The organism is Labilibaculum sp. DW002, from assembly GCF_029029525.1.
In the GTDB taxonomy this organism is placed as follows: domain Bacteria; phylum Bacteroidota; class Bacteroidia; order Bacteroidales; family Marinifilaceae; genus Paralabilibaculum; species Paralabilibaculum antarcticum.
The window spans coordinates 1-25074 of the sequence record NZ_JAKJSC010000011.1; the positions used below are offsets into that span (position 1 = coordinate 1).

A 25074-nucleotide genomic window follows, 5' to 3' on the forward strand; every position below is an offset into this window, starting at 1 on the left:
GATGGAGCTTCGTAATCCAATAAAGATCCATCTTTTACCAAGATCTTATCGCCTACAATTTCATATGCTGCATCAACTGGCATGCTGTAAGTAAAGACAGTTCCTGCATCAGCATCGGTTCCACTTAAAACGTAAGCTTCAGTGCCATTTGCTGAATTCTCTGGAATTGTATTGTTCCCATCAGCTAATGCTGGAGTATTATCATTTACTGGTGAAAGATTGATCGTAATGGTAGCATCACTTGAATTTGTTCCATCACTTACTGTTACCGTTAGAATTCTTGTTCCGTTAGCAGCTCCTTCGTAATCCAATAAAGATCCATCCTTTACAAGGATTTTATCTCCTAATATTTCATAAGCTGCATTAACTGGCATCGAATAAGTAAATACAGTACCAGCATCAGCATCTGTTCCACTTAAAACGTAAGCTTCAGTGCCATTTGCTGAATTCTCTGGAATTGTATTGTTCCCATCAGCTAATGCTGGAGTATTATCATTTACTGGTGAAAGATTGATCGTGATAGTCGCATCACTTGAATTTGTTCCATCACTTACTGTTACCGTTAGAATTCTTGTTCCGTTAGCAGCTCCTTCGTAATCCAATAAAGATCCATCTTTTACCAAGATCTTATCGCCTACAATTTCATATGCTGCATCAACTGGCATTGTATAAGTAAACACTGTACCCGCATCAGCATCGGCTCCACTTAAAACGTAAGCTTCAGTGCCATTTGCTGAATTCTCTGGAATCGTATTGTTTCCATCAGCTAATGCTGGAGCGTTATCATTTACCGCAGTGATTGTGATTGCTAAAGCTTGAACATCCGTATGGTTCACATCATCTTTAACAGTAACAATAACATCATATACATTATTAGCTCCAGTATCTTTTTTATCTTCAAAATCAGGACTTGATTTGAATACTAAAACACCAGTTGCTGTATTTAATGTAAATAATGAAGCATCCACACCTGTTAAAGCGTAAGTTAAACCGCCGCCATTTTCTGTTTCTCCATCTCCATCTGTTGCATTCCAATCAATAACATTTGCAGTTCCATTTTCCGCATAATTTATTGACGCAGTAGGATTACTTGAATGATTCGTGATTACCGGAGAATTGGTATTAACACTTGTTACTGTAATTGCTAAGGCTTGAACATCTGTTGCACTATTAGCATCTGAAACAGTTACAATAACGTCATAAACGTTATTTGCTCCAACATCTTTTTTATCTTCAAAATCAGGACTTGACTTGAACACCAAAATACCAGTTGCTGCATTTAATGTGAATAAAGAAGCATCTGCACCTGTTAAAGCGTAAGTTAAACCGCCGCCATTTTCTGTTTCTCCATCAGCATCTGTTGCGTTCCAGTCAATAACATCGGCCGTTCCGTTTTCCGCATAATTTATTGATGCAGTAGGATTACTTGAATGATTCGTGATTATTGGAGAATTAGTATTTACACTTGTTACAGTAATTGCTATAGCTTGAACATCAGTTGCACTGTTAGCATCTGAAACAGTTACAATAACGTCATAAACGTTATTTGCTCCAACATCTTTTTCATCTTCAAAATCAGGACTTGACTTGAACACCAAAACTCCAGTTGCTGAATCCAAAGTGAACAAGGCTGCATCAACTCCCGTTAAAGCATAAGTTAATCCACCGCCATTTTCTGTTTCTCCATCAGCATCTGTTGCGTTCCAGTCAATAACATCGGCCGTTCCGTTTTCCGCATAATTAATTGATGCGGTAGGATTACTTGAATGATTTGTAATTACTGGAGCATTATCATTTACCGCTGTAATAGTAATTGCCAAAGCCTGAACATCAGTTGCACTGTTAGCATCTGAAACAGTTACAATTACATCATATACGTTATTTGCTCCAGCATCTTTTTTGTCTTCAAAATCAGGACTTGATTTGAATACCAAAACACCAGTTGCTGGATCCAAAGTAAACAAGGCTGCATCAGCTCCAGTTAAAGCGTAAGTTAAACCGCCGCCATTTTCTGTTTCTCCATCAGCATCTGTTGCATTCCAATCAATAACATCTCCAGTTCCATTTTCTGCATAATTAATCGCTGCAGAAGCATCACTTGAGTGATTTGTAATTACTGGAGCATTATCATTTACTGCTGTTACTGTGACTGCCAAAGCTTGAACATCAGTTGCACTATTGGCATCAGAAACAGTTACAATTACATCGTATACATTATTGGCTCCTGCATCTTTCTTGTCTTCAAAATCAGGACTTGATTTGAATACCAAAACTCCAGTTGCTGTATCTAAAGTAAACAAGGCTGCATCAGCACCAGTTAAAGCGTAAGTTAAACCGCCGCCATTTTCTGTTTCTCCATCTGCATCTGTTCCGTTCCAGTCAATAACATCAGCCGTTCCGTTTTCTGCATAATTAATTGATGCAGTAGGATTACTTGAATGGTTAATAATTACTGGAGCATTATCATTTATCCCAACAACTGTTACTTTTATATCTTCAGAATCAAAATGTCCGACAGCATCTGTTACAGTTACAGTTAAATTATAATCATTATCTCCTCCATTATCTCCTGGAATCTCATAGTCTGGTCCAAGTTTAAAACTCAAATCTCCAGTCGATGGATCAATATTGAATAATAAGGCATCAACTCCGCTAATTGAAAATAATTTCGTATCACCTGAATCATCATCTGTTGCAGTTACCGTCTCAACAAAAGTTACACCTTCATTTATAGTTTTATCAACTGCTGTAATTACAGGCGTATAAATATTGGCAACAAGAGTTTTTTGATTTTGTGGATTCAAAGTTGCAACTGAGGTTAAATACAATTCCCCACTAGCACTATAATTGTACTCACAAACCATAAAACGATAATCCGTATCTGCTAATAAATTATTTACAACAACAGACGAGCCATTACCATTATATATGCAATACCATCCAGTAGAACCAATTTGATCTCCTAATTCAAAACCAAGATTAGCCGTGTATGTTATTCCATCGACAGCAAATGGCTGACCACTTGTTGTTTGTTTTGCAAATACAACTCTTTTCACACCATTACCATCCGTCCAATCTAATTTCATTTCAGAAGATGTAACATCTGAAAACAAAATATTTGTTGCTTGTACATCAGGTGTAACACCTAGTGTGGCTTGATTTAGTGGATTGGTTGCTACAGTTCCATCAATATATTCATGATCATTCACGTAATCCGCAACCATCACTCTATATTCTGTTGACGGATCTAAACCGTTTATACTCACAGAAGATCCCGATCCTTCATATACACAATACCAACCACTAGTTCCAATCTGAGCTCCTGATTCAAATGTAGAATTTGATGAGTAAGATACTCCATCAACTGGCATGGTAATATCCGTAGTTGAGCTCGTTTGCTTGACAAAAACCTGTCTTGCTGTACCATCACCATCTATCCACGCAATATCCATATCTGTGGTTCCAACATTACTGAACACAATATGATGAGCTGGACTTAAATTTGATGTTTTAACGGTATTTGGATTATTAGTATTTGTTACAGTTACGTAATTTTCATTTCCATCGGAACCAAAATATTCCAACACCATTACTTTATAATCTGTATCAGAAGCCAAATTGGAAACATCAACAGTAGTACCTGTTCCATTGTAAATGCAATACCATCCACTTGTTCCAATAGGATCACCTAAACCAAAAGAAGCATTAGCAGAATAAGTTACATTATTTACTGGAGTAGGAGTACCTGCAAGAGTTGGTTTTATGAATGCAAGTCTACGAGTACCCGTTCCATTTGTCCAATTAACTGTCATACTATTCGCAACAACATTAGAAAAACTAATATCTTTCGCTTGAACAACAGTAGCAGTTCTTTGGTTCATTGGATTATCTGTTGCTGTATCAGTATTGTAAATTTCTCCTGTACCACCAACATTATACTCACATACCATTACCTGATATTCAGTATCTTCGGTTAAACCAGTTACAACAACAGACGAAGATGACGCACCATTATACACACAATACCATCCTGTTGAACCTATTTGAGTTCCAGATTCAAATATCGTATTTGCGGTATAGCTTGCATTGTCAGCAGGTAAAGCAGAACCTGAATTTGCCTCTTTTACAAAAACAACTCTTTGAGATCCATTCCCATCGGTCCAATTAATTTTCATTGCGGATTGGCCAACTTCTGAAAACCTAATATTAGTAGCTTGTACTGTTGGTGCTGTTGCACTTAAGCCTGGTAAAGGAAGAGTTTTAGATCCGCCACTCACAACATTACAATACCACCATGTATTTATTGTTCTCTCATTTCCGTAAGATGCAGCATTCCAAGTATGTGCTGGAGACGAAGCACCATTGAGTTCTCGTTTTGTTGGATCACCCGTAAGATCGGAATCATCCCAAAATAACTTGACTATATAGCCATTAGAAGGACGAACTTGTGAGACAGTTAGTCCATTATATAGATATTCCGCATCAAATGTCGGAAAGTTACTTCCCCCATCTGTATAAGAAACCACAAAATTCAAATTATAACCATCAGGCAAATTAACATCGCTCCCTTGTCCATCTTTACCATCCCATGGAATAGCTCTTACATATGGAGCTGTTTCACCAGGTTGAGGAATTACATCGTAAACCAATAAACGATCCTTAGTACCACTGGCGTTATCAAACTGAGGAGTAACCGTAGAACCCTGAAGGTTTAATAAAATATTATAACTACCAGATTGAGTTGACTCCACGTTGAAACTAAACTTATTAGATCCAGATGCTGCAGTTCTTGTGATTGTTGGAACAGAAGCAAAATCACCAAATTCGGCACTTGGCATAATTTCTTGAGGTGGAGGATTTAAGAATACAGGAAAAGATGGTTCTCCCTGATCACCTGCAACAGATTTTCTATCTTCCTCTAAATTGCCTGATGTCCCAGGCCCTTTATCATTATAATAAACCGAAAACACATAAGGTCTAAAATCGGATCCACTATAATCCACTTTAGAAACAAAACCATCAGTTGAATAGGCATATAAAGTAGCTTCAAAAGAATCATTAGAATTCCAACCTCCCATATTAAACCACCATATCATCGACCAAACACGGCCTTTTTGAGCAATTCCAGGGCTCCCTGTTGTTGCAACAGTAATATCCCAATAATTTTGATTATTTCCATCATCAAACTCAAGGTAATAATTACCTGAAGGAGAACCTGCCGCAGGTACATATATCTGTTCCTGAGCTCCAGAACCTGTTGAATACCCGTCCGATGGATCATTTTGCGTTTGTTCAGGACCAGCTATTATCTCACTTCTAACAGTTCCATTAGCTATAGTTGTATTTGAATAAACTAAATTCCCATTAGGATCATATATTTTATAAGCCTCTCCAGCAGAACTCCATCCAAAATAAACAACTTCAATTGCAGGGTTTTTAATATAAATATTTAACCTTCTATTTTCAGGTCCACCTGCCCTAGCCCACTGATTTTTACCAAAATTAGTTTGGACATCATTTGGAGTATCATTAACTAACTCTCGGAACCCTTCAGCGTAAGAAGAGTTCAAATTACTTACTAGCAGAACAGCTACAAGGAATATGTAGGTAAATAGTCTTTTTATATCTAATTGTGAGTAAATTTTTCTCATAGTATATAGATTATTTTTCTATAGATTTTAATTCAAAGTCAACTCTACGATTGAACTTGTGCCATTCTTCTTCTGATTGAGAATCTATCTTGTTTAAAGGTTTTTCTTCACCAATCACTCCCATATCAATTCTATCTGCTGAAACTCCTAACTTAAGGAGTACTTTACGAGCACTTTTCGCACGATTTTTCGCCAATCTTTTATTGTATCGGTTCGATCCTCTAACATCAGTATTTGCCATAACAGTTACAGCCATATCTTCATGTTTTGATAATAATTCGAACAAATCAATAAGAATTTTATTAGCCTCACTTGTGATTTCATGTTTGTCGTAATCGAAGTAGATTGGAGGTAATGATTCTGGCAAAGCATCAACTATTTCCTCAACAACAGGAATCGAAGTCAAATAGTAAACATGCTTCTGTTTAGCATCAAAAAGATCACTATAAAAGCTTGTATCCTTACTCACAAAACCTTCTCTTGAAATATGCAGATCGTAATTCTCTTCTCGAGTAATTTCCTTAGTATAAGAAAACGTTTCTGAATTAAAGTCTAAAGATGAATCTACCTTATCATTAACAAGAATCTCATCTGCAGCAATTAGCTCATGAGTTTCTGCATTCAAAATCTGAATTTCAACGTCATTTGTTCCAGCAATTGCGAATTGATAAATATCATCATCCCCTTTACCGGTTCTTCTATTAGATGAAAAATATCCTTGATTACTATTGGCATGCATTACTAATGCAAAATCATCAGCCTCTGAATTTACAGGTGCTCCTAAATGCGTTAATTCCGTCTCATCCGAAATTAAATCGGCTACATAAATATCTAAACCACCCATTCCTGCGCGACCATTCGAGGCAAAGAACAAGGTATTTCCATTTACATGAGGAAACATTTCATTTTCAGATGTATTAATCTTTTTGCCTAAATTAATTGGCTTGGTCCATTTCCCATTTTTCAAAAGAGATTTATAAACATCCGTTCCTCCAATACCTCCTGGCATATCAGAAACGAAGTAAAGAGTGTTCCCATCTGCACTTAAGCTAGGATGACCAACCGAATATTTATCGCTATTAAAAGGAAATTCAGCAGCAATTTTCCAATTGTCATTTTCCTTTTCAGCAATGAAAATTTTCAAATTATTTACACCCTTTTCATCTCTATTCAGTTTTCCTTTGAAATAATTACTTCGGGTAAAGAACATCTGATTTAAATCTTTCGAAAAACAAACAACACCTTCGTGGTATCTAGATCCTATTCCTTTTGCAAATCGAATAATTTGCTCTTCTGCTATAGTATCCTTAGTAAATTGAAAAAGTTCAAGAAAATACTGACCATTCCAACCATATTTATCTGAACGGAAACTTTTACTCTTTCGTCCCGAGCTAAAAATTACTTTATTACCATATAAGGCAGGTGCAAAATCAGAGTAGCTTGAATTAAAATCAACTTCATTAATTGCACACTTCAATTCAGTCAAGTCAACTTTTTCAAGCATTTCCATCTGCTCAACAAGACTTTTTATTTCTTCTTTATCTGAATCTACCTTTAAATATTCTTGATAACATTTTTTTGCCAAACGATATTTTCCGTTTTCTCTTGACAAATCACCATATAAAATCCAATCAGAATTTTCATGACTAGAATTGTTAGTTAGTAATTCATAAAATTTAAAGGAGTTATCATTATCACCAATTTTGTGGTACGATTGAGCTAATCTTCTTTGCACATGTACAACAGAAGAATCTTTTTTTAATGCATGTTCATAATACTCGACAGCTTTTAAGTAATTAAACTGGTCGAACTCCTTATCGCCCATGAAAACTGATAACTTTTGAGAAAAAGCAGTATTTGAAGCAATGCAGATTAAAAGAATAAGTGTAAATCTTTTGATCATATATAATTCTATTTAGGTCGGGGATTAAAAATAACGTGGAGACTTCAACTTTTTAGAATTGAAGACAATATCATAACTCAAAGAAATCTCATGAGATCCATCACTACGACCAGACAATTTAGAAATTGCAAAATCGTAAGAATATCCTATTCGAAGTTGGTTGGTAACATTCACTTGAGCAATAGCTGCTACAGAATCTTCATTTCGGAATGAAGTTCCTAACCACAAACGATCAACAAATATTGCCATCAAAGAAATATCGTATGATAATCGTGATCCTTGGGTTGCTTTTACCAATATGGAAGGCTTCAATTTCATGAATGGGTTTATATCCATTAAATATCCAGCAGTTAAAAAATAATGTAATTTCCCTCTATCCAAAGTTGATTTGGCCAAATCGCCTCCTTCAACATCAGTTTGTATAAGTCTAGGAATAGAAAGACCTGCAAAAAAACGATCGGAATATAAAAAAGCTCCAACTCCAAAGTTTGGAATTACGTCTCCATCAATATTATTTAATAGTAAAGGGTCGTTTTGATCTACCGCTTTTGCATCCAACAAGTCCACTTTATAGTGTGCTAAACCAGCTTTTAAACCTAAATTTAAAAACAACGATTCACTCAACTGCAAACGATAAGATAAGTCAACTCCAACATCTGTGTTCTTTTCTGGACCCAACTTGTCACTTTCTACAGTTAGACCTACACCCATATTAAAAAATGTAATTGGACTATTAATTGAAACAGCAGAACTTTCAGGAGCTCCGGCAATTCCGACCCATTGTCGGCGAGCAATTCCAAGTATTTGTGTTGCTCCTCTAGAACCTGCATATGCAGGATTAATTGCTGAAGGATAGTTTAAGTATTGGGTGAACATTTTGTCCTGTTGCCCGTAACTCATACTAACACTCCCTAACAATAAGAACAAAAAGGGTAAAAGTTTTTTCATATAATAGATTTGTTTGGTTTTTCTTAATCAATTTTATGGATAAGGATCAGTTTAACCTCCTTTCCTTCTCTAAATATAACTCATAAGCTAAGTTGCTATTCTTACAAATTCTGCAGACATCACACAATAGTGATATTTTTTTGAGAAGCACAAATATACTCCCCAAAAACCTATGTATATAAGGCATTCAAAAGAATATGATTAATGTCATCTTAAACCTGATTAGATCACGTCCCAACTCAATAAACAGATTCAAAATCTTCCAATAACTACTCAAAATGTGAGTATTATATATCATAAGTTGTCAGCGATCATAAAACATAGACAAACAGAACACTTTATTTGACCAAAGCCACTTAAACTAACTACTGATGAGCTGTAAAAAATGCACTAAACAAAGACTGTGTCGTAAATAATTTTAACACTCTTTTTTTAACGAGTTCGAAAATACACTACATATTAAAAGAAAAGAAAACAATGTTCTGAAGGGAGTGATAGCTGTTATGAAATAACATTATTCTGTTCTTAATTTTTCTATAAAAAATAATCGTAATGGGAAAAACCTCATTATATTTTTCTTTTTTTTAAAACGAGACACAATGGCACAAAAAAAAGGAATGCCTTACTGACATTCCTTTTTTTTGATCTACCCATTAAGATTATCCAATATTTATTCGATTAATTAAATCATTTCGATAATTTTTTCCAATAGGAATGTCTTCTCCTTCAATTACCACACTCTGATTGTTGATACTATCTAAAAAATTCAAATTAACAACATAGCTACGATGTGTTCGAAAGAAATTTGAAGGCAACTTCTCCATTAAAGAGCTAATGCTTCCCCTGTGCACAAAGTGTTTCTCCTTTTTGTTATGAATCTCAACGTACACATGATCACTTTTCAAGTAGAGAATATCTTCAAACTTAATCTTATGGAAAATATTTTTAGTCTTAAAAAAGAGTGCATCCTTTACAATCACATTTTCCTCTTCTGCTTCTTTGCTCTTTTTACTGAAATTATAAAGAGCGATTTCGATGGAGGTGTACAAATCATCCTTATTGAAAGGCTTCACTAGGTAAGCTGGTGGTTCTGCCCTCTTGGCCTTTTCGATGGTAGCTGGATCAGCATTCGAAGTCAAGAATATGAATGGAATATCATATTCTTCTTTAATAGTCCAAGCCAAATCAACACCATCCTTTTTCCCTGCCAATTGAATATCCAAAATAGCTAAATCAGGTTTTTCGTTCTCTATCGTTTCAATAGCTTCGCTATAATTAATAGCTGGCTCTAAAACCTCATAGCCTAAATTTTCCAAAATATCGCAAATATTATCTGCAATAATTATCTCATCCTCAACTACTAGTATCTTTACTTTACTCATAATACACATTAATTAAGAAGTTTCTTTTCGAGTTGCAGTATCTTTAAAATAAATAGTAAATACAGAACCATTATCAAAAGTATATTCAGCTTTTCCATAAAGCTGTTTACTCAGGCGACGAACCAATTTTAAGCCTAACGATTTCGATTTTTCAAAGTTATAATCATCAGGCAATCCTAAGCCATTGTCTTTTATTGAGAGTTTATAATAATCCTGATTGTGTTCCAGTTTTATACTAAGCTGTCCAATATCCTGTTTTGTAAATGCATATTTAAAAGCATTGGTTAATAGTTCATTTACGATTAAACCTAAAGGCACTGCAGTATCAATATCGAAATTTACATCCTCCATCTCAATGCTATGCTCAACTTCTTGTTCTATTTGGTTACCACTACTAACTTGAACCACTAATTGTTCCAAATAATCTTTAAATGAAATGCTCTCTAAATGTTTATTCTGATATAGATTTTGATGAATCAAAGCCATGGCTTTCATTCTTGTTTGTCCATCGTTAATGGCAACAAGTGTGGCTTCATCATCAATACTATTAGATTGCAAATCGAGTAAACTGGAAACAATCTGAAGATTATTCTTTACCCTATGGTGGATTTCTTTTAGCAGAAGCTCCTTCTCAGAAAGTGATTCATTGATTATAATGTTCTTCTCGTCTAACTCCTTTGCTTGCTTTTTCCTTCTTCTAGCATAGATAAAAATAAAGATTGCAGACCCTAATAGAAAAACAGCAATGAATCCAATGATTATAAGCGCCCTATCTTGCTCTTGAATCTCTTGTTGATGTTTGTACTTTAATTCTAGATCCAATTGGACTCGAGCCAAGCTATCATTAAGCATTTGTTGATCGTATTTAAACTTTTCATCGAGCCTTGTAAATTCCTGAATCTTTTCTTCGCTCGAAATACTATCTCTAAAACGTATGTGTTTTTCCAAAGTTTCATAAGCCTTCTTGGTCATACCAAGCTTATTATAAACATCTGCTAATGGATATGTAATGTTTTTAATCTCTTGATAATAGCCTAGTTCTTCAGCGAAACCTAAGCCCTCTTCCAGTATTGTTTTAGCTTTTTCATACTGATTGGTTTGTAAATACGATCTGCCAAGAAAAAATATACCATCGGCATATTGAATATTTGATTTGAATTTTTCCGAAAGTGCAATTTTTTTAATGCTATATTCTATTGTTTTTTCGTAATTGGGAGTCTCCAAAGTAAAATGATAATATGCTAAAACAGAATAATATCCAATCATCCCTTTTTCATAATTGGCTTTCTCATAAATTGTTTTAGCCTTTTCTAACGTTTCTAAACCAAGCGCAACATTCCCCTCATCAAAGTACAACTCCGAAAGGTTATTATATAAGACTCCTAAATTCTTTGATCCATCAACTTTTTTGTAGGCTTCAATACCTTTTAAATACACCTCTTTTTCTTTTGGCTTATTATTGGTTTCTCTATATATTAAGCCCATAGAATTATATGTACTACCTATTCTTGAATGATCGTCAAGTAGTCTAAAAGCATTAATGGAGTTCTGCATATTTTTTAATGCATTTACATAATCCAGTCTATGGTAATATATCCTTCCTAATTTATTACTTACTATGCCATACCATAAAGTATCCTCATTAATTTGAAGTAAGCTTATAGATTTTTCGTAATACTTAATGGAAAGCTCAATTTCGCCAATACTTTTATATATCACAGCGATTTTAACATTCATTTTACCTTGCATCGAAAAATCTTCTTCTGATTCAAAGATTTTTTCTGCCAATTCAAAATGGTAAAGTGATGAATCTTTCTCTCCTTTTGTAGAATAATATTCACCATACAAACTTTCAGCTTTTCCAATATATAAAGGAAGCTTATTATCAGTTGAAATTTTATAAAACTTTTGAATTTCTAGATATGAGGAATCTAATTTTTTAGCGCGTATATCTCTTGATATATCAACATACGATGCTTCAACCAACTCTTCTACAGACTGATTTTGTGCGAACAGAGAAGTTGAAGATATATTCAGTATGAATAATAAGAAAGTTAAATAAACATTTATACTGTATTTCATAGAGTAGAATTCTTTGATTTAAATTTATTAAAAAGCAACACTAAGCATTAAGAAATCTCCTTACGTGTCTCAGTATCTTTAAAAAAGATTGTAAAAACAGAACCATTATCAAAAGTATATTCAGCTTTCCCATAAAGTTGCTTACTGAGGCGACGAACCAATTTTAAGCCAAGTGATTTCGATTTTTCAAAATTATAATCATCAGGCAATCCTAAGCCATTGTCTTTTATGGAGAGTTTATAATAATCCTGATTGTGTTCCAGTTTAATGCTAAGCTGTCCAATATCCTGTTTTGTAAATGCATATTTAAAAGCATTGGTTAATAGTTCATTTACAATTAAACCTAAAGGCACTGCAGTATCAATATCGAAATTTACATCCTCCATCTCGATGCTATGCTCAACTTCCTGTTCTATTTGGTTACCATCACTAACTTGAACCACTAATTGTTCTATGTAATCTTTAAATGAAATGCTCTCTATATGTTTGTTCTGATAAAGATTTTGATGAATCAAAGCCATGGCTTTCATTCTTGTTTGTCCATCGTTAATGGCAACAAGTGTCGATTCATCATCAATACTATTAGATTGCAAATCGAGCAAACTGGATACAATTTGCAAGTTGTTTTTTACACGATGATGAATCTCTTTTAGAAGAACTTCTTTTTGGCTATCGGTTTTCTTCTTCTGTAAATACAAACGATAAATGAAAAATAAACCTAAGAATACAACAACTAACAGACTAAGATAAAGTCGCGAAATCATTTTCTCTGATTTCAACTTTTCCTGATGAAGTTTCGCTTCATTCTCTTTCTCGATATTAATTATCTGGAGCTCTTTATCATGTTCGAATTTGGCTTCTAACTTGGCTACTTTTTCGATATTATCCTTATTAAGAATGCTATCTTTCAAAGTATAGTATTCATCTAGATGTTCATATGCTAACCTATAATGCTTTTTCCCTTTATAAGCTAGTGCTTTCAATGCTACAATATCTCTGTTAATTTGTAGGTCTTCATAATCCCTTATTAAATCACTTGCAATATTTAAGTATTTTAATGCACTATCCCATTGTTTAAGTTCTGTTTTTATTCGACCTAATGCAATATTAACTGCAACCTTTTCTCGAACATGATGAGTCGATTTAAGATTATTTAATGCAGTTATATAGGTTTTTTCTGCTTTTGAATATTCTTTTAATTTGGTATATGCTTCACCCATATTTAAATTCGCTAAAGCCAATGAGTTAACATCCTTTGTCGTTTTGTTGATTAACGCAATAGCTTTGCGCGAATAACTAATACACTCTTCATATCGCTTAAGATTTACAAGATCTTGTGCAATATTTATATAGCACTCCCACAAACCTACCAAATCATTATCCTTAGCTCTGTACTCAATTGCTTTTAGCTCCGACTCATACGATTTCTCATAACTACTTGTACTACCATATAAAAAAGCAGCATTATGATATGACAGACCAATCAACTCGTTATCCTTCAGTTTCAATGCAATTTCTAAAGTCTTATTTTGATAATCTATTGCTTTATCTGTATCTCCTTTATGATGACATATCACCACAATATTACCATAGAGTTTAGCTAACTGCCTCAGATTTTTTAGCTCTTTATACAATTCTATAGATTTCTCATAATACAACTGCCCTTTATCCAAATCTCCTCGATTCACATTCACGGCACCAACCGACATGTAGGATTGAGCAATATAACTTTTATCACCAATTTCCTTATTCAATTCTAAACAACGGTTCGCCATTATTAATGCACTGTCCAAATTCTGCGTCATAAAGTAATACCTGCCATAATTGCTAGTCGCTTTAGCCAAACCTCTTTTATAATTACATTTTTCTGCATACTGATGAGAAAGTTTAGTATGTAAAAATGCAGAGTCAGCATTTTGCTTAAAATACTCTTGTGCAATATTATAATGCAAGTCAGTTCTAACAGAATCTATTTTTGTTTGGCTCAACAACAAATACAAGCTGTCTATTTTATGATCTGATTGAGCTTTAATTGATGCAATATGGAGTAGAAATAGAAAAAGTATGAATTGTAATTTTTTCATAAATAGCGTGGATAGATCTGGTTACAATTAATTATGATTATTCTATTTCTCTAAGAGAATTGATAGTTTTACAATTATAATCCTCTGTTAAAGCTTTTTAATTGTTCTTAATAAAGAATTTATAACATTCCTGATTTTGCTCTTATTTTAAGTCGCCAAACATAGTGATAAAAATCAAGAGCTAAACACACATTTCCATTAAACAAACTATCCATTACACCAATGGCATTAGCAAAATTAAAATCTTATTCTCTCACTAAATAATACTTATATGCTAAGCGGTTATTTCAGCTTATTTAACGATCATACGAGGATGAAGTTTTTTTCATGAAAATCAAGTATACAACCCATTTCGATCTAACTTGAGTTAACAAAAAAAGCGCTAAGCTTTATAGGCTAGCACTTTAAATAACGTATTGAATATTACTATATATAAAGTTCAATCTTTTTCGTTTTTTCTGTTTCCGATACAAAATAAAACCAGTGATTAAAATCCATAAAATGCTAATCCCAGCCAACGGAACAAATAAGATATAAAACCTTCCAAAGATGTATTGATATATCCTTCCGGTATGAATTTCCAAGCAAAGATTCCATAAGGACATTGGAGAATCTTGTATCATCATTGGCATTTGTGAAAAACCACTATTACTGCTTAAATTTCCAGCTCCAAGATTGTAATCAAACAATATTTCATTCCCATTCGAATCTTTTAAATAACCCGCAATTGGATGCGCAGAAATTGGAGGTCCCATTGTTCTAACTGGCACATGTGGCTTCTTCGTTATATAATCAAACACAAGACCTTTTTCTGGTATCCAATAAAAAATACCACTAAAAGAACCAACTATGTAATTTCCTGTACTTGCTTTCTCGAAAACATTAACACCCATTACTGATATTGGAGGCTGAACTGCATAAGAAATCGGAGCACTTGCAAAATGATCATCTGTAAAATACACCCTCTCATTAGTAGCTAATAAAATTCGATCAAGCTCTTCATCGTACATTATTCTTCGCAACTGATCAAACCAAGGATTTGAGCTATCAAGATGTGTAAATGGTATTTTTGCAACACGATTAGTTGCGATAGCAATCAATAATGGTGGACGCAAAAACATCCCCGTAAGAGTGATTAACAGCAAAAAAACAATCAACCAATTTCCAAAATGATTGTGCCACTTTAAATTAAACTTTAAAAACTGCACTTTACCTTTCAAAGTTTTCCCTTTTTGCTTTAGAGATTTTATCCATTTCGGATAAAAAAAATAGACCAATCCGCTAAAACACAAAAAGATGAAAATTAAGCCAATAAAATCAACAAACAACTTTCCTACAACACCAAATGCTTCTCCACTATGAATCTCCCACAAAGTTTTAAACAGGCTTATCTTATTGTCGTAATCTTCTGAAGGTGGTAATTCTACAAGTTCAAAACCAAGTTCTGTCCTCTTTAATAAATGAGAACGAGTTAAAACGTATAATTGATTCTTAATTTCTACCAAATCAACCACACGTTGTTCTGATATAGGCAAGTCAATTTGTTCCCATTTTTCAGTTTCCGAATCTTGAAGAAATAAACCAAACAAACCTCCAGCAAATACTTCTCCGGATTTTAGTTTGATCAATTTTTCAATCTTACGATTATCAATCCCATCCTTAAAGCCCAGATTGTAATCCTGAAATGATTTGAAGTTATCTGTTGTTTTCCATACTCCAATATTACCATATATTAAGGCTGTATCTCCATTGATCTTAACAGCCGATTTAACGGCAGCCTTATTCCAATTCACATACTGATATTCACTTCCCAAATAGTCACGATCTACATCTACAGATGAGAACAGGCCTCTATGATTCATTACAATACCTGAAATTGCAAACAGAAAAACAAAAAAAGTAAGAGCCAAAGATGGCCACTTATGGTATTTTTTAAAAAATGAAATTGTCTTATTTCGACTCATATCAACAACTTAAAATAGAAATTCTAAGATACAAAAACTGCCTAACGTAGAATATATAGTATCCACATCAGGCAGTAATTATTCACTTAACCCTAAATTTTAATAAAACATTCCGATAGTTCTTCTCCTCTATCTCTCTTCACAATCGGAATGTTTTTACCTTTTATATTCTTAATTTAAAAACATTTTCATGTCCTCATCTACAGTACCAATTCCACCAATTCCGAATGTATCGATTAACACCTTAGCTACATTTGGAGAAAGGAAAGCTGGCAATGTTGGTCCCAGGTGAATGTTCTTAACACCCAGTGAAAGAAGAGCTAGCAATACAATAACAGCTTTTTGCTCGTACCATGCAATATTGTATGCAATTGGTAATTCGTTGATATCGTTTAGTTCAAATACTTCTTTCAATTTCAATGCGATAACAGCTAATGAATAAGAGTCGTTACACTGACCTGCATCTAATACTCTAGGAATACCTCCGATATCACCAAGCTCAAGCTTGTTGTAACGGTACTTAGCACAACCTGCAGTTAAAATTACAGTATCTTGTGGTAAAGCAGCAGCAAATTCTGTATAGTAATCACGCCCCTTCATGCGACCGTCACAACCTGCCATTACAAAGAACTTACGAATAGCTCCCGACTTAACAGCATCAACAACTTTGTCAGCCAATTGCATAACTTGGTTATGAGCAAAACCACCTACGATAGTTCCGTTCTCAATCTCTGTTGGTGCAGCACATTTCTTAGCTACTTCAATAATTTCAGAGAAATCTTTCTTTCCGTTCTCATCAGCATCAACGTGCTTGAATCCCGGGAAACCAGATGCTCCTGTAGTATATACTTTATCTTGGTATGTTGAGTTTGCTTTTGGAGGAACAATACAGTTAGTAGTAAACAAGATAGGTCCATTAAAAGTTTCAAACTCTTCGTTCTGCTTCCACCATGCATTTCCGTAGTTACCTACAAAGTGCTCATACTTTTTGAATGCTGGGTAGTAGTTAGCTGGTAACATCTCAGAGTGAGTGTAAACATCAACACCTGTTCCTTCAGTTTGCTTCAATAAATCTTCCATATCCTTAAGGTCGTGACCTGAAATTAGGATACCTGGCTTGTTAGAAACTCCGATATTTACCTCAGTAATTTCCGGGTTACCATAAGCAGTTGTATTTGCTTCGTCAAGAGTTGCCATAGCAGTAACACCATTAGCACCACACTCCATCACAAGAGCTACTAAATCGTCAGCACTTAATGTATCATTAGTAGTTGCTTGTAAAGCTTTTTGCATGAATGCATACATTTCAGCTTTCTCAAGACCTAAATTATATGCATGCTCAACGTATGCAGCAAAACCTTTTAATCCGTACATTAATAATTCTCTCAATGAACGAACATCTTCGTTTTCAGTAGAAAGAACACCAATAACACGAGCTTTTGCATCAAAATCATGCTCAGCATCAGCAGTCCAAGTTGCAGAATGATGTAGGTTATCAAACTTAACACCAGCAGCCTCAGCTTGAGTTTTAATCTCTTCACGTAGTTTTAAACCTTCGCGAATTGCAGCAACAAATTTTACTTTGTCGAAGTTGGCATTGGTAATAGTCATAAACAAACCTGTCATGATGAAGTTGTTTACTTTATCATTTTCAACACCAGCTTCGCGAGCTTTAGTACTGAAAACTGAAATTCCTTTCATCACATACATCAATAAATCTTGAATATTTGCAACCTCATCGGTTTTACCACAAACACCTTTTACTGTACATCCAGTTCCTTTTGCTGCCTCTTGGCACTGATAACAAAACATAGCCATAATTTATTTTTTTTATAGTGTTATTATTAGAGTTTTCAATTTACAAAATCAATGGGAAAAAGACTACTAATATTTGAAAGTATTATTCCCTTTCGACACTACAAATATGCGGTAAGATATTAGCAAAAAGTGTAACGAATGTTACAAAGCGAAAAGTTTTTAAGAGTTTTTTATCTTTTATTCTTAATTGTAAAAATAAAAGATCATCATAGATGATTAGTACAAAGAAAAAACCCAATCGAAATTCGATTGGGTTTATATTTTAAAGTAGTTCTTTACAATTACGTTTGAGTTCTTCTTTCAGCTCGCATTTACATTTGATATAACTGGCTAATTGTTTTTCAGATAAAACATCTTTCATTTCAACTTCCTTTCGCAACAAACTATCTCTTACTGCTTGCATACAAGTAAATCCTCGCTTCTCTATCGTTAACCGATCAATTTCTTTTTCGTATTTCAGATTTAAAATCTCAACCTTTGCAATCTGCTCTGCAGATAAATCTAACTTCTTCTCCATCCAAGATGTAATTAGATTCGCTCTTTTTACTGCAGCAGAATTATTTTTGGCACTCACCGTAAAACTCAACAACACCAATAGTAGAACTAAACTTCTAGCTATAATCTTCATACATTTATTTTTAATTTTCACTAAAATCAAGACATATATTAGAACGTCTAATTCTGCGAAAAGTTTTAAGAACACTGGAAATTTAAATATTTTTAACGACTTCTGCAACCATTCATCATTTTAACAAACTGCTATTCAACCAATAATAGCTTTTTTGTATTAATTAAAAATAAGGAAAATCATATCCTATTTTTTAAAATTTAATTAATAATTTAGACGTCCTTTTCACATCTAAAGCTATCATCAATAACAAATAGCTCTCAAAAGTGATTCAATCAACAATATATTTACATGAAATCAATTGATATTTACCCCAACACAGAAGCTTTCATTTTTGATTTAGATGGAACATTAGCTGACACTATGCCATTGCACTTTCAAGCATGGACAAAAACAGCAGAAATCATGAACTTAAAATTTAGCCTTGATTTTTTAAAGAGTTGCGCAGGAATGCCATCGGCAAAAATTATCAATTTGCTAAACGAGAAAAACAACCACAAGATTGATCCACAAGAATTCTCTAATCTGAAAGAAGAGTTTTTCACAAAGGATATGCATAAAATTAAAAAAATCTCAGCGGTTACAGATTTGGTGTACAAATACCATGGAAAAATACCAATGGCGGTTGGAACTGGTGGCAAACGAACCATTGCATCGGAAACATTACAAATCTTAGGGCTAGACAAGTACATCCCTATTTTGGTTAGTGCAGACGATGTTGAAAATCACAAACCAGAACCAGAAACTTTTTTAAAATGTGCAGAACTAATGGGCATCTCTCCTAGGAATTGTCAAGTGTTTGAAGATGCCAACTTAGGCTTTCAAGCTGCTAAGGCTGCAGGTATGATGCTAACAGATGTTACTCCTTTTTATTAGAATCAATTAAAACAAAAACATGTTCAAAAAATTACTGTTTGTTCTTATGGTGGCTCTCATCGCCATTTCTTGTTCTCAAGAAAAAAAAGAGTACACAATTGCCTTTTACAATGTCGAAAACCTATTCGATACAATTGACGACTCAAATACTTGGGATGAAGATTTTACGCCAAATGGAAAACTAAGCTATACTGCAGATCGATATCAAAAGAAACTTGATAATCTTTCTAGTGTAATTTCATCCATTAATACAAATACTCCTCCAGCAATCATTGGTCTTTGCGAAGTTGAAAATAGAGCAGTTCTAGAAGCCTTAACCAAGCAACCTAAGCTCGAAGGTGCTAATTACGGAATTGCACATACAGACAGCCCCGACGGACGAGGCATTGACTGCGCCCTTCTATACAATAAAGATGATTTCAACTATATTGGTCACGATGTAATTTCGATAAATTATACTTGGGAAGAGAAATACAAAACACGTGATATTCTTCATGTTAAAGGTACCCTTGCAAATAGCGACACATTACATTTTTTTGTAAACCACTGGCCTTCAAGAAGAGGTGGATTACAAGTGTCCGAGAAAAAACGTGTGTTTGTTGCTGAACAACTTCGATTAGCAGTAGATAGATTACAAGACAAAAATCCACAAGCAAAAATCATCATCATGGGTGACTTTAATGATGAACCAAACAACAAGTCTGTAACAGAAGCTCTTCTCGCAAACAACAATAAGAACACCGAAAATCCTAAAGCCCTTTACAACTTAATGTATGATCTTCAGCAACAAGGTAAAGGAACTTACAGCTATAAAAACAATTGGAATATGCTTGACAATTTAATTGTTTCAAACAGCCTTATCAACAATCCTGATGGTCTTCAAACGAATCATCAAGCTGGAAGAATCTTTACTGAAGAGTGGATTTGCTACGAACCTAGTGAAGGCGTTTTTCTTCCAAGCCGTTCGTATGCTGGTCCGAAATACTTTGGAGGTTACAGCGATCATTTCCCTGTCTATTTTCAGCTAAACAAGAAATAAAAAAACGAACTTTTAAAAACAGCTGATTACCATTCGTAATCAGCTGTTTTTATTTTAATAAGATCATGATTTCATCATTTTCAATTCAAAAATTACCATGGTTCATATTGTTTCTATACTTTAGCATTTCAGAGGAGAATTTATTCAAAAGTGCTGCATGGAATTTAAGATAGAATCTAAATTTCAACCTACAGGCGATCAACCAGAAGCTATCAAACAATTAGCAGAAGGATTGAACGATGGTCATCCATTTCAAACACTTCTTGGTGTTACCGGATCGGGTAAAACTTTTACTATCGCAAATGTAATTAAGGAAGTCCAGCGTCCCACTCTGGTTTTGAGTCATAACAAAACTTTAGCTGCTCAGTTGTATGGAGAGTTTAAAAACTTTTTCCCAAATAATGCAGTGGAGTATTTCGTCTCCTATTACGATTATTACCAACCTGAAGCATACCTTCCTGTTACCGGAACTTATATAGAAAAAGATCTTGCCATAAATGACGAGATTGAAAAACTAAGATTAAGTGCAACTTCTGCCCTACTTTCCGGGAGAAAAGATGTCATTGTTGTATCATCGGTCTCTTGTATTTATGGTATTGGTAATCCGGAAGATTTCCATGCCAATGTTCTTGAACTAAAACAAGGTCAGCGCGTTTCAAGAAACAAGCTTCTATTATCATTTGTTGATGCCCTTTATTCGAGGAATGAAGTAGAATTTGAGCGAGGTAACTTTAGAGTTAAAGGTGACACTATTGATATATTTCCCGCATATGCTGATTTTGCTTATCGCATCACATTTTGGGACGATGAAATCGATGAAATCTACTCATTTGATCCAATAAATGGACAGATGATTGATCGATATGATAGAATCACTATCTACCCGGCCAACATTTTTGTAACTAGTAAAGATAAGGTTCAGAATGCCATTAAGATGATTCAAGATGATATGGTTGCTCATGTTGAATACATGAAAAGCATAGGAAAACACCTTGAAGCCAAAAGAGTTGAAGACAAAGTTAATTTCGATCTGGAAATGATTCGAGAACTAGGATACTGCTCTGGTATTGAGAACTATTCTCGATATTTTGATGGCAGGAAAGCAGGAACACGTCCCTTTTGCCTTATGGATTATTTTGCTGATGATTTTCTTGTGGTAATCGACGAAAGTCATGTTACCATTCCACAAATTCGGGCAATGTATGGTGGTGACCATTCGAGAAAAGTTAATTTGGTTGATTATGGCTTCCGATTACCATCGGCTCTAGACAACCGCCCTCTAAAATTTGAAGAATTTGAAGCTTTAAGTTCTCAAACAATCTATGTTAGTGCAACTCCGGCTGATTACGAACTAGAAAAATCGGAAGGTGTTGTGGTGGAGCAAATTATTCGACCTACCGGACTTCTTGATCCACAAATTGACGTCCGCCCAAGTTTAAATCAAATTGACGATTTAGTTGCAGAGATTCACAAACGTAGTGAAATAGACGAACGTGTTTTAGTTACAACCTTAACTAAAAGGATGGCTGAAGAGCTTTCGCAATATTTTGCTGATTTAAACATCCGTTGTCGTTATATTCACTCTGATGTAGATACACTTGATCGAGTAAAAATCATGGAAGATCTTCGATTAGGACTCTTTGATGTTTTGATTGGTGTCAATTTGCTTCGTGAAGGGCTCGATTTACCCGAAGTTTCTCTGGTAGCCATATTGGATGCTGACAAGGAAGGTTTTTTACGATCTACCCGAGCTTTAATTCAAACCTCAGGTCGTGCAGCTCGTAATGTTAATGGTTTGGTTATTATGTATGCTGATAACATTACCAAATCGATGAAAGAAACAATCGATTCAACCAATTATAGAAGAGAAAAACAATTGGCATATAACGCCAAGCACAATATTACTCCAACTCAAATTAACAAAGCTCAGAAGAGTATCATGGATATAGCTGAGAAAAATGAGGAGCAAGTCGCCTATGCTGGTCCTGAGGCCATTGAAATCGCTGCTGATCCAGTGGTACAATACATGAGTAAAGAAAGTCTTGAAAAATCTATCGCGAGAACAAAGAAATCAATGCAGAAAGCTGCAAAAGAGCTAGATTTTCTTCAAGCAGCTCAATTTCGTGATGAAATGTACAAACTTCAAAAACAACTTGAAGAAAAGAAATAAAAAAAAAGCAGTTTCGAAAGAAACTGCTTTTTTTATATCGTAAAGGGAAATTGATTATCCCAAATAAGATTTCAATAATTTACTTCTTGAAGTATGTCTTAATCGTCTAATCGCTTTCTCCTTAATCTGACGAACACGCTCACGTGTTAAACCAAACTTCTCACCGATCTCTTCAAGAGTCATTTCCTGAATTCCGATTCCAAAGAATAATTTAATAATATCGCTCTCTCTTTCTGTTAGAGTAGCTAGTGCACGATCGATCTCTCTTGTAAGCGATTCGTTCAACAAACTACGGTCAGCGATTGGTGAGTCATCATTAATCAGTACGTCAAGTAAAGAATTATCTTCTCCATCAACAAAAGGTGCATCTACTGAGATGTGACGTCCTGATACACGAAGCGTATCAGCAACCTTATCAGCAGGAAGCTCAAGAGTATCAGCCAACTCTTCCGGAGATGGTTTTCTCTCATGCTCTTGTTCAAATTTAGAAAAAGCTTTGTTGATTTTATTCAAAGACCCTACTTGGTTCAATGGTAAACGAACAATACGAGATTGCTCAGCCAAAGCTTGCAAAATCGATTGACGGATCCACCATACCGCATAAGAAATGAATTTAAAACCACGAGTTTCATCGAATTTTTCAGCAGCCTTAATCAAACCTAAGTTACCTTCATTAATAAGGTCAGGTAGACTTAAACCTTGATTTTGGTATTGTTTAGCTACGGAAACAACAAAACGTAAATTGGCTCTAGTTAACTTTTCTAAGGCTCTTTGATCACCTTTTTTGATGCGTTGCGCCAATTCAACTTCTTCTTCTACAGTAATAAGATCTTCTTTACCAATCTCTTGCAGATACTTATCTAGTGAAGCACTTTCGCGATTAGTAATTGATTTTGTTATCTTTAATTGTCTCATAGTCCCTTTTTCAACTCGAAATATTGCGCAAAATTAGCTCTTTATTAATGAAAGTCAAATTTATTGTCTCTATTATTCGAATTTATATTAATTTCCCCATTTAAAACCCCCTATTCTTTACGATTCAAAGAAAATGCATAATACTTATGCGTTCCATTGGGATAAATACCCGAAATAAATACCCCCTCATCCTTCACAGATTGCAGAGCTTCTCTAACATCTGACACTTTATAAATTGGAGTTTCATTTATTTTATAAATAATAAAACCCTCCTTTATGTTTTCTTCCTTAAATTTACCGCTTCGCAGATTCTTCACCCTCACGCCTCTATTTATCTGAAGCTTATTTTTATCTTCTGATGAAATCGGCTCAAATTCAGCACCTAAAAAATCAAGGTCAGTTGCCTTTAATACCTCAGTATTACCAAGTCTATTACGTAAGATGATATCAATTTGTTTCTTTTCTCCGTCTCTTTTTATCAAAACACTGATTTCATCTCCTGGATGATACTTACTAACTTGTTCTTGTAGCTCAGCACTAGAATTTACGACTTTTCCAGCTACATCCAATATAATATCACCAGTTTCTATCCCTCCTTCTTCAGCAGCTCCATCAGCATTAACACCAGCAACATACACGCCTTCTATCTTTTCAATTTTAAATTCATCTGCCAAATTAGCATCAACAGTTCTTATCGAAACTCCAATAAATGCCCTTTGCACCTCACCATACTTCTTCAAATCGCCAATCACTTTTTCAACTATCGTAACTGGTATTGCAAAAGAATATCCCGAATATGATCCTGTTCTTGATTCTATAGCGGTATTGATACCTATTAACTGACCTTTTGAATTTACCAGGGCTCCTCCACTATTTCCCGGATTAACCGCTGCATCGGTTTGTAAGAATGATTCGATGCTCATTCTCCCTCCCATTATGCCAATATTTCGAGATTTAGCACTGATAATTCCAGCCGTAACAGTAGACGTTAGATTAAACGGATTCCCTACTGCGAGAACCCATTCTCCTAACTTCAAATCATCTGATTTCCCTATTTCCATTTCTGGAAACTCTTCACCTTCTATCTTCAACAAAGCCAAATCAGTAGAAACATCTTGCCCAATTAATTTAGCATTAAAAACCCTTTTATCATGCAATACAACTTCTATTTTATCCGATTGTTTCACCACATGATTATTGGTTACAATATAACCATCATCAGAAATAATTACACCCGATCCAGAACCTAAGCTTTGTTTTGGTTGGGTTCTTCGACCTTGTTCTCCAAATAAAAAATCGTAAAACTGGTTTCCCTGATAATTTTCACGAGAATATAATGTTTTAACATGCACTACTGACTTTACTGATAACTCTGCAGCATAAGTCAAATCAACTTGCTGTCCCGAACTTGTTGGCAAATTTGCCATCTGAACAGTTGGCGATTCTTGAACGGTTATAATTCTTTCTTTCTTATCAGTAAAAAAAACAAATAATAAAACGGCGATTGCTCCACCTAAAATAGCAGTGAATAATTTTCCCAAAAACGATTTTACCATCATCTTAAAACTTTATTTAATGAATAACTTATAAAACTCCACACCTCACTAATGTAAC

At 34.5% G+C, this 25074-nt stretch carries 14 protein-coding genes; 3 read left to right on the plus strand and 11 right to left on the minus strand.

The features are described 5' to 3' along the window. The 9 genes from L3049_RS20775 to L3049_RS20815 all read right to left on the minus strand — a co-directional run. Positions 1-5651: hypothetical protein (locus L3049_RS20775; RefSeq protein WP_275111759.1), on the minus strand; the 5651-nt coding region annotated here is incomplete at its 3' end. Positions 5652-5661: 10 nt separating this feature from the next. Further along, positions 5662-7554 (minus strand): OmpA family protein, encoded by a 1893-nt coding sequence (locus tag L3049_RS20780; protein ID WP_275111760.1) that lies wholly within the window; start codon positions 7552-7554, stop codon positions 5662-5664. A gap of 24 nt (positions 7555-7578) precedes the next feature. After that, positions 7579-8502 (minus strand): PorP/SprF family type IX secretion system membrane protein, encoded by a 924-nt coding sequence (locus L3049_RS20785; protein ID WP_275111761.1) that lies wholly within the window; start codon positions 8500-8502, stop codon positions 7579-7581. A 659-nt stretch (positions 8503-9161) separates the two neighbouring features. Beyond that, entirely contained in the window at positions 9162-9884 is a 723-nt protein-coding gene (locus L3049_RS20790; RefSeq protein WP_275111762.1) for a response regulator, read from the minus strand. Positions 9885-9896: 12 nt separating this feature from the next. After that, positions 9897-11966, minus strand: coding sequence for a tetratricopeptide repeat-containing sensor histidine kinase (locus L3049_RS20795; RefSeq protein ID WP_275111763.1), 2070 nt, complete (start codon positions 11964-11966; stop codon positions 9897-9899). Between the two features lie 47 nt (positions 11967-12013). Further along, positions 12014-14050 (minus strand): histidine kinase dimerization/phosphoacceptor domain -containing protein, encoded by a 2037-nt coding sequence (locus tag L3049_RS20800; RefSeq protein ID WP_275111764.1) that lies wholly within the window; start codon positions 14048-14050, stop codon positions 12014-12016. A 404-nt stretch (positions 14051-14454) separates the two neighbouring features. Further along, positions 14455-16014: a PepSY-associated TM helix domain-containing protein gene (locus tag L3049_RS20805; protein ID WP_275111765.1), complete on the minus strand. Its 1560-nt coding sequence runs from the start codon at positions 16012-16014 to the stop codon at positions 14455-14457. Positions 16015-16185: 171 nt separating this feature from the next. Beyond that, positions 16186-17832, minus strand: a complete 1647-nt coding sequence (hcp, locus tag L3049_RS20810; RefSeq protein ID WP_275111766.1) for a hydroxylamine reductase — start codon at positions 17830-17832, stop codon at positions 16186-16188. Positions 17833-18094: 262 nt separating this feature from the next. After that, a complete protein-coding gene (locus tag L3049_RS20815) occupies positions 18095-18460 on the minus strand; it encodes a hypothetical protein (RefSeq protein WP_275111767.1) in 366 nt (121 codons plus the stop codon). 291 nt (positions 18461-18751) lie between these two features. Here L3049_RS20815 and L3049_RS20820 point away from each other — a divergent pair, with 291 nt between their 5' ends. From L3049_RS20820 to uvrB, 3 genes are all read left to right on the plus strand, one after another. Continuing rightward, complete coding sequence (locus tag L3049_RS20820; RefSeq protein ID WP_275111768.1) at positions 18752-19336, plus strand: HAD family hydrolase; 585 nt, start codon at positions 18752-18754, stop codon at positions 19334-19336. Positions 19337-19355: 19 nt separating this feature from the next. Further along, positions 19356-20375 (plus strand): endonuclease/exonuclease/phosphatase family protein, encoded by a 1020-nt coding sequence (locus L3049_RS20825; protein WP_275111769.1) that lies wholly within the window; start codon positions 19356-19358, stop codon positions 20373-20375. Between the two features lie 157 nt (positions 20376-20532). Then, complete coding sequence (gene uvrB / locus L3049_RS20830; protein WP_275111770.1) at positions 20533-22545, plus strand: excinuclease ABC subunit UvrB; 2013 nt, start codon at positions 20533-20535, stop codon at positions 22543-22545. Between the two features lie 54 nt (positions 22546-22599). Here the strand turns inward: uvrB and L3049_RS20835 are convergent, their stop codons facing one another. Then, on the minus strand, positions 22600-23460 hold the full coding sequence (locus tag L3049_RS20835) for a sigma-70 family RNA polymerase sigma factor (RefSeq protein ID WP_275111771.1): 861 nt from the start codon (positions 23458-23460) through the stop codon (positions 22600-22602). A gap of 110 nt (positions 23461-23570) precedes the next feature. Continuing rightward, the gene (locus L3049_RS20840; RefSeq protein WP_275111772.1) at positions 23571-25019 is read right to left on the minus strand and encodes a S1C family serine protease; all 1449 of its coding nucleotides are present in this window, start codon (positions 25017-25019) and stop codon (positions 23571-23573) included. Positions 25020-25074: the final 55 nt, after the last annotated feature.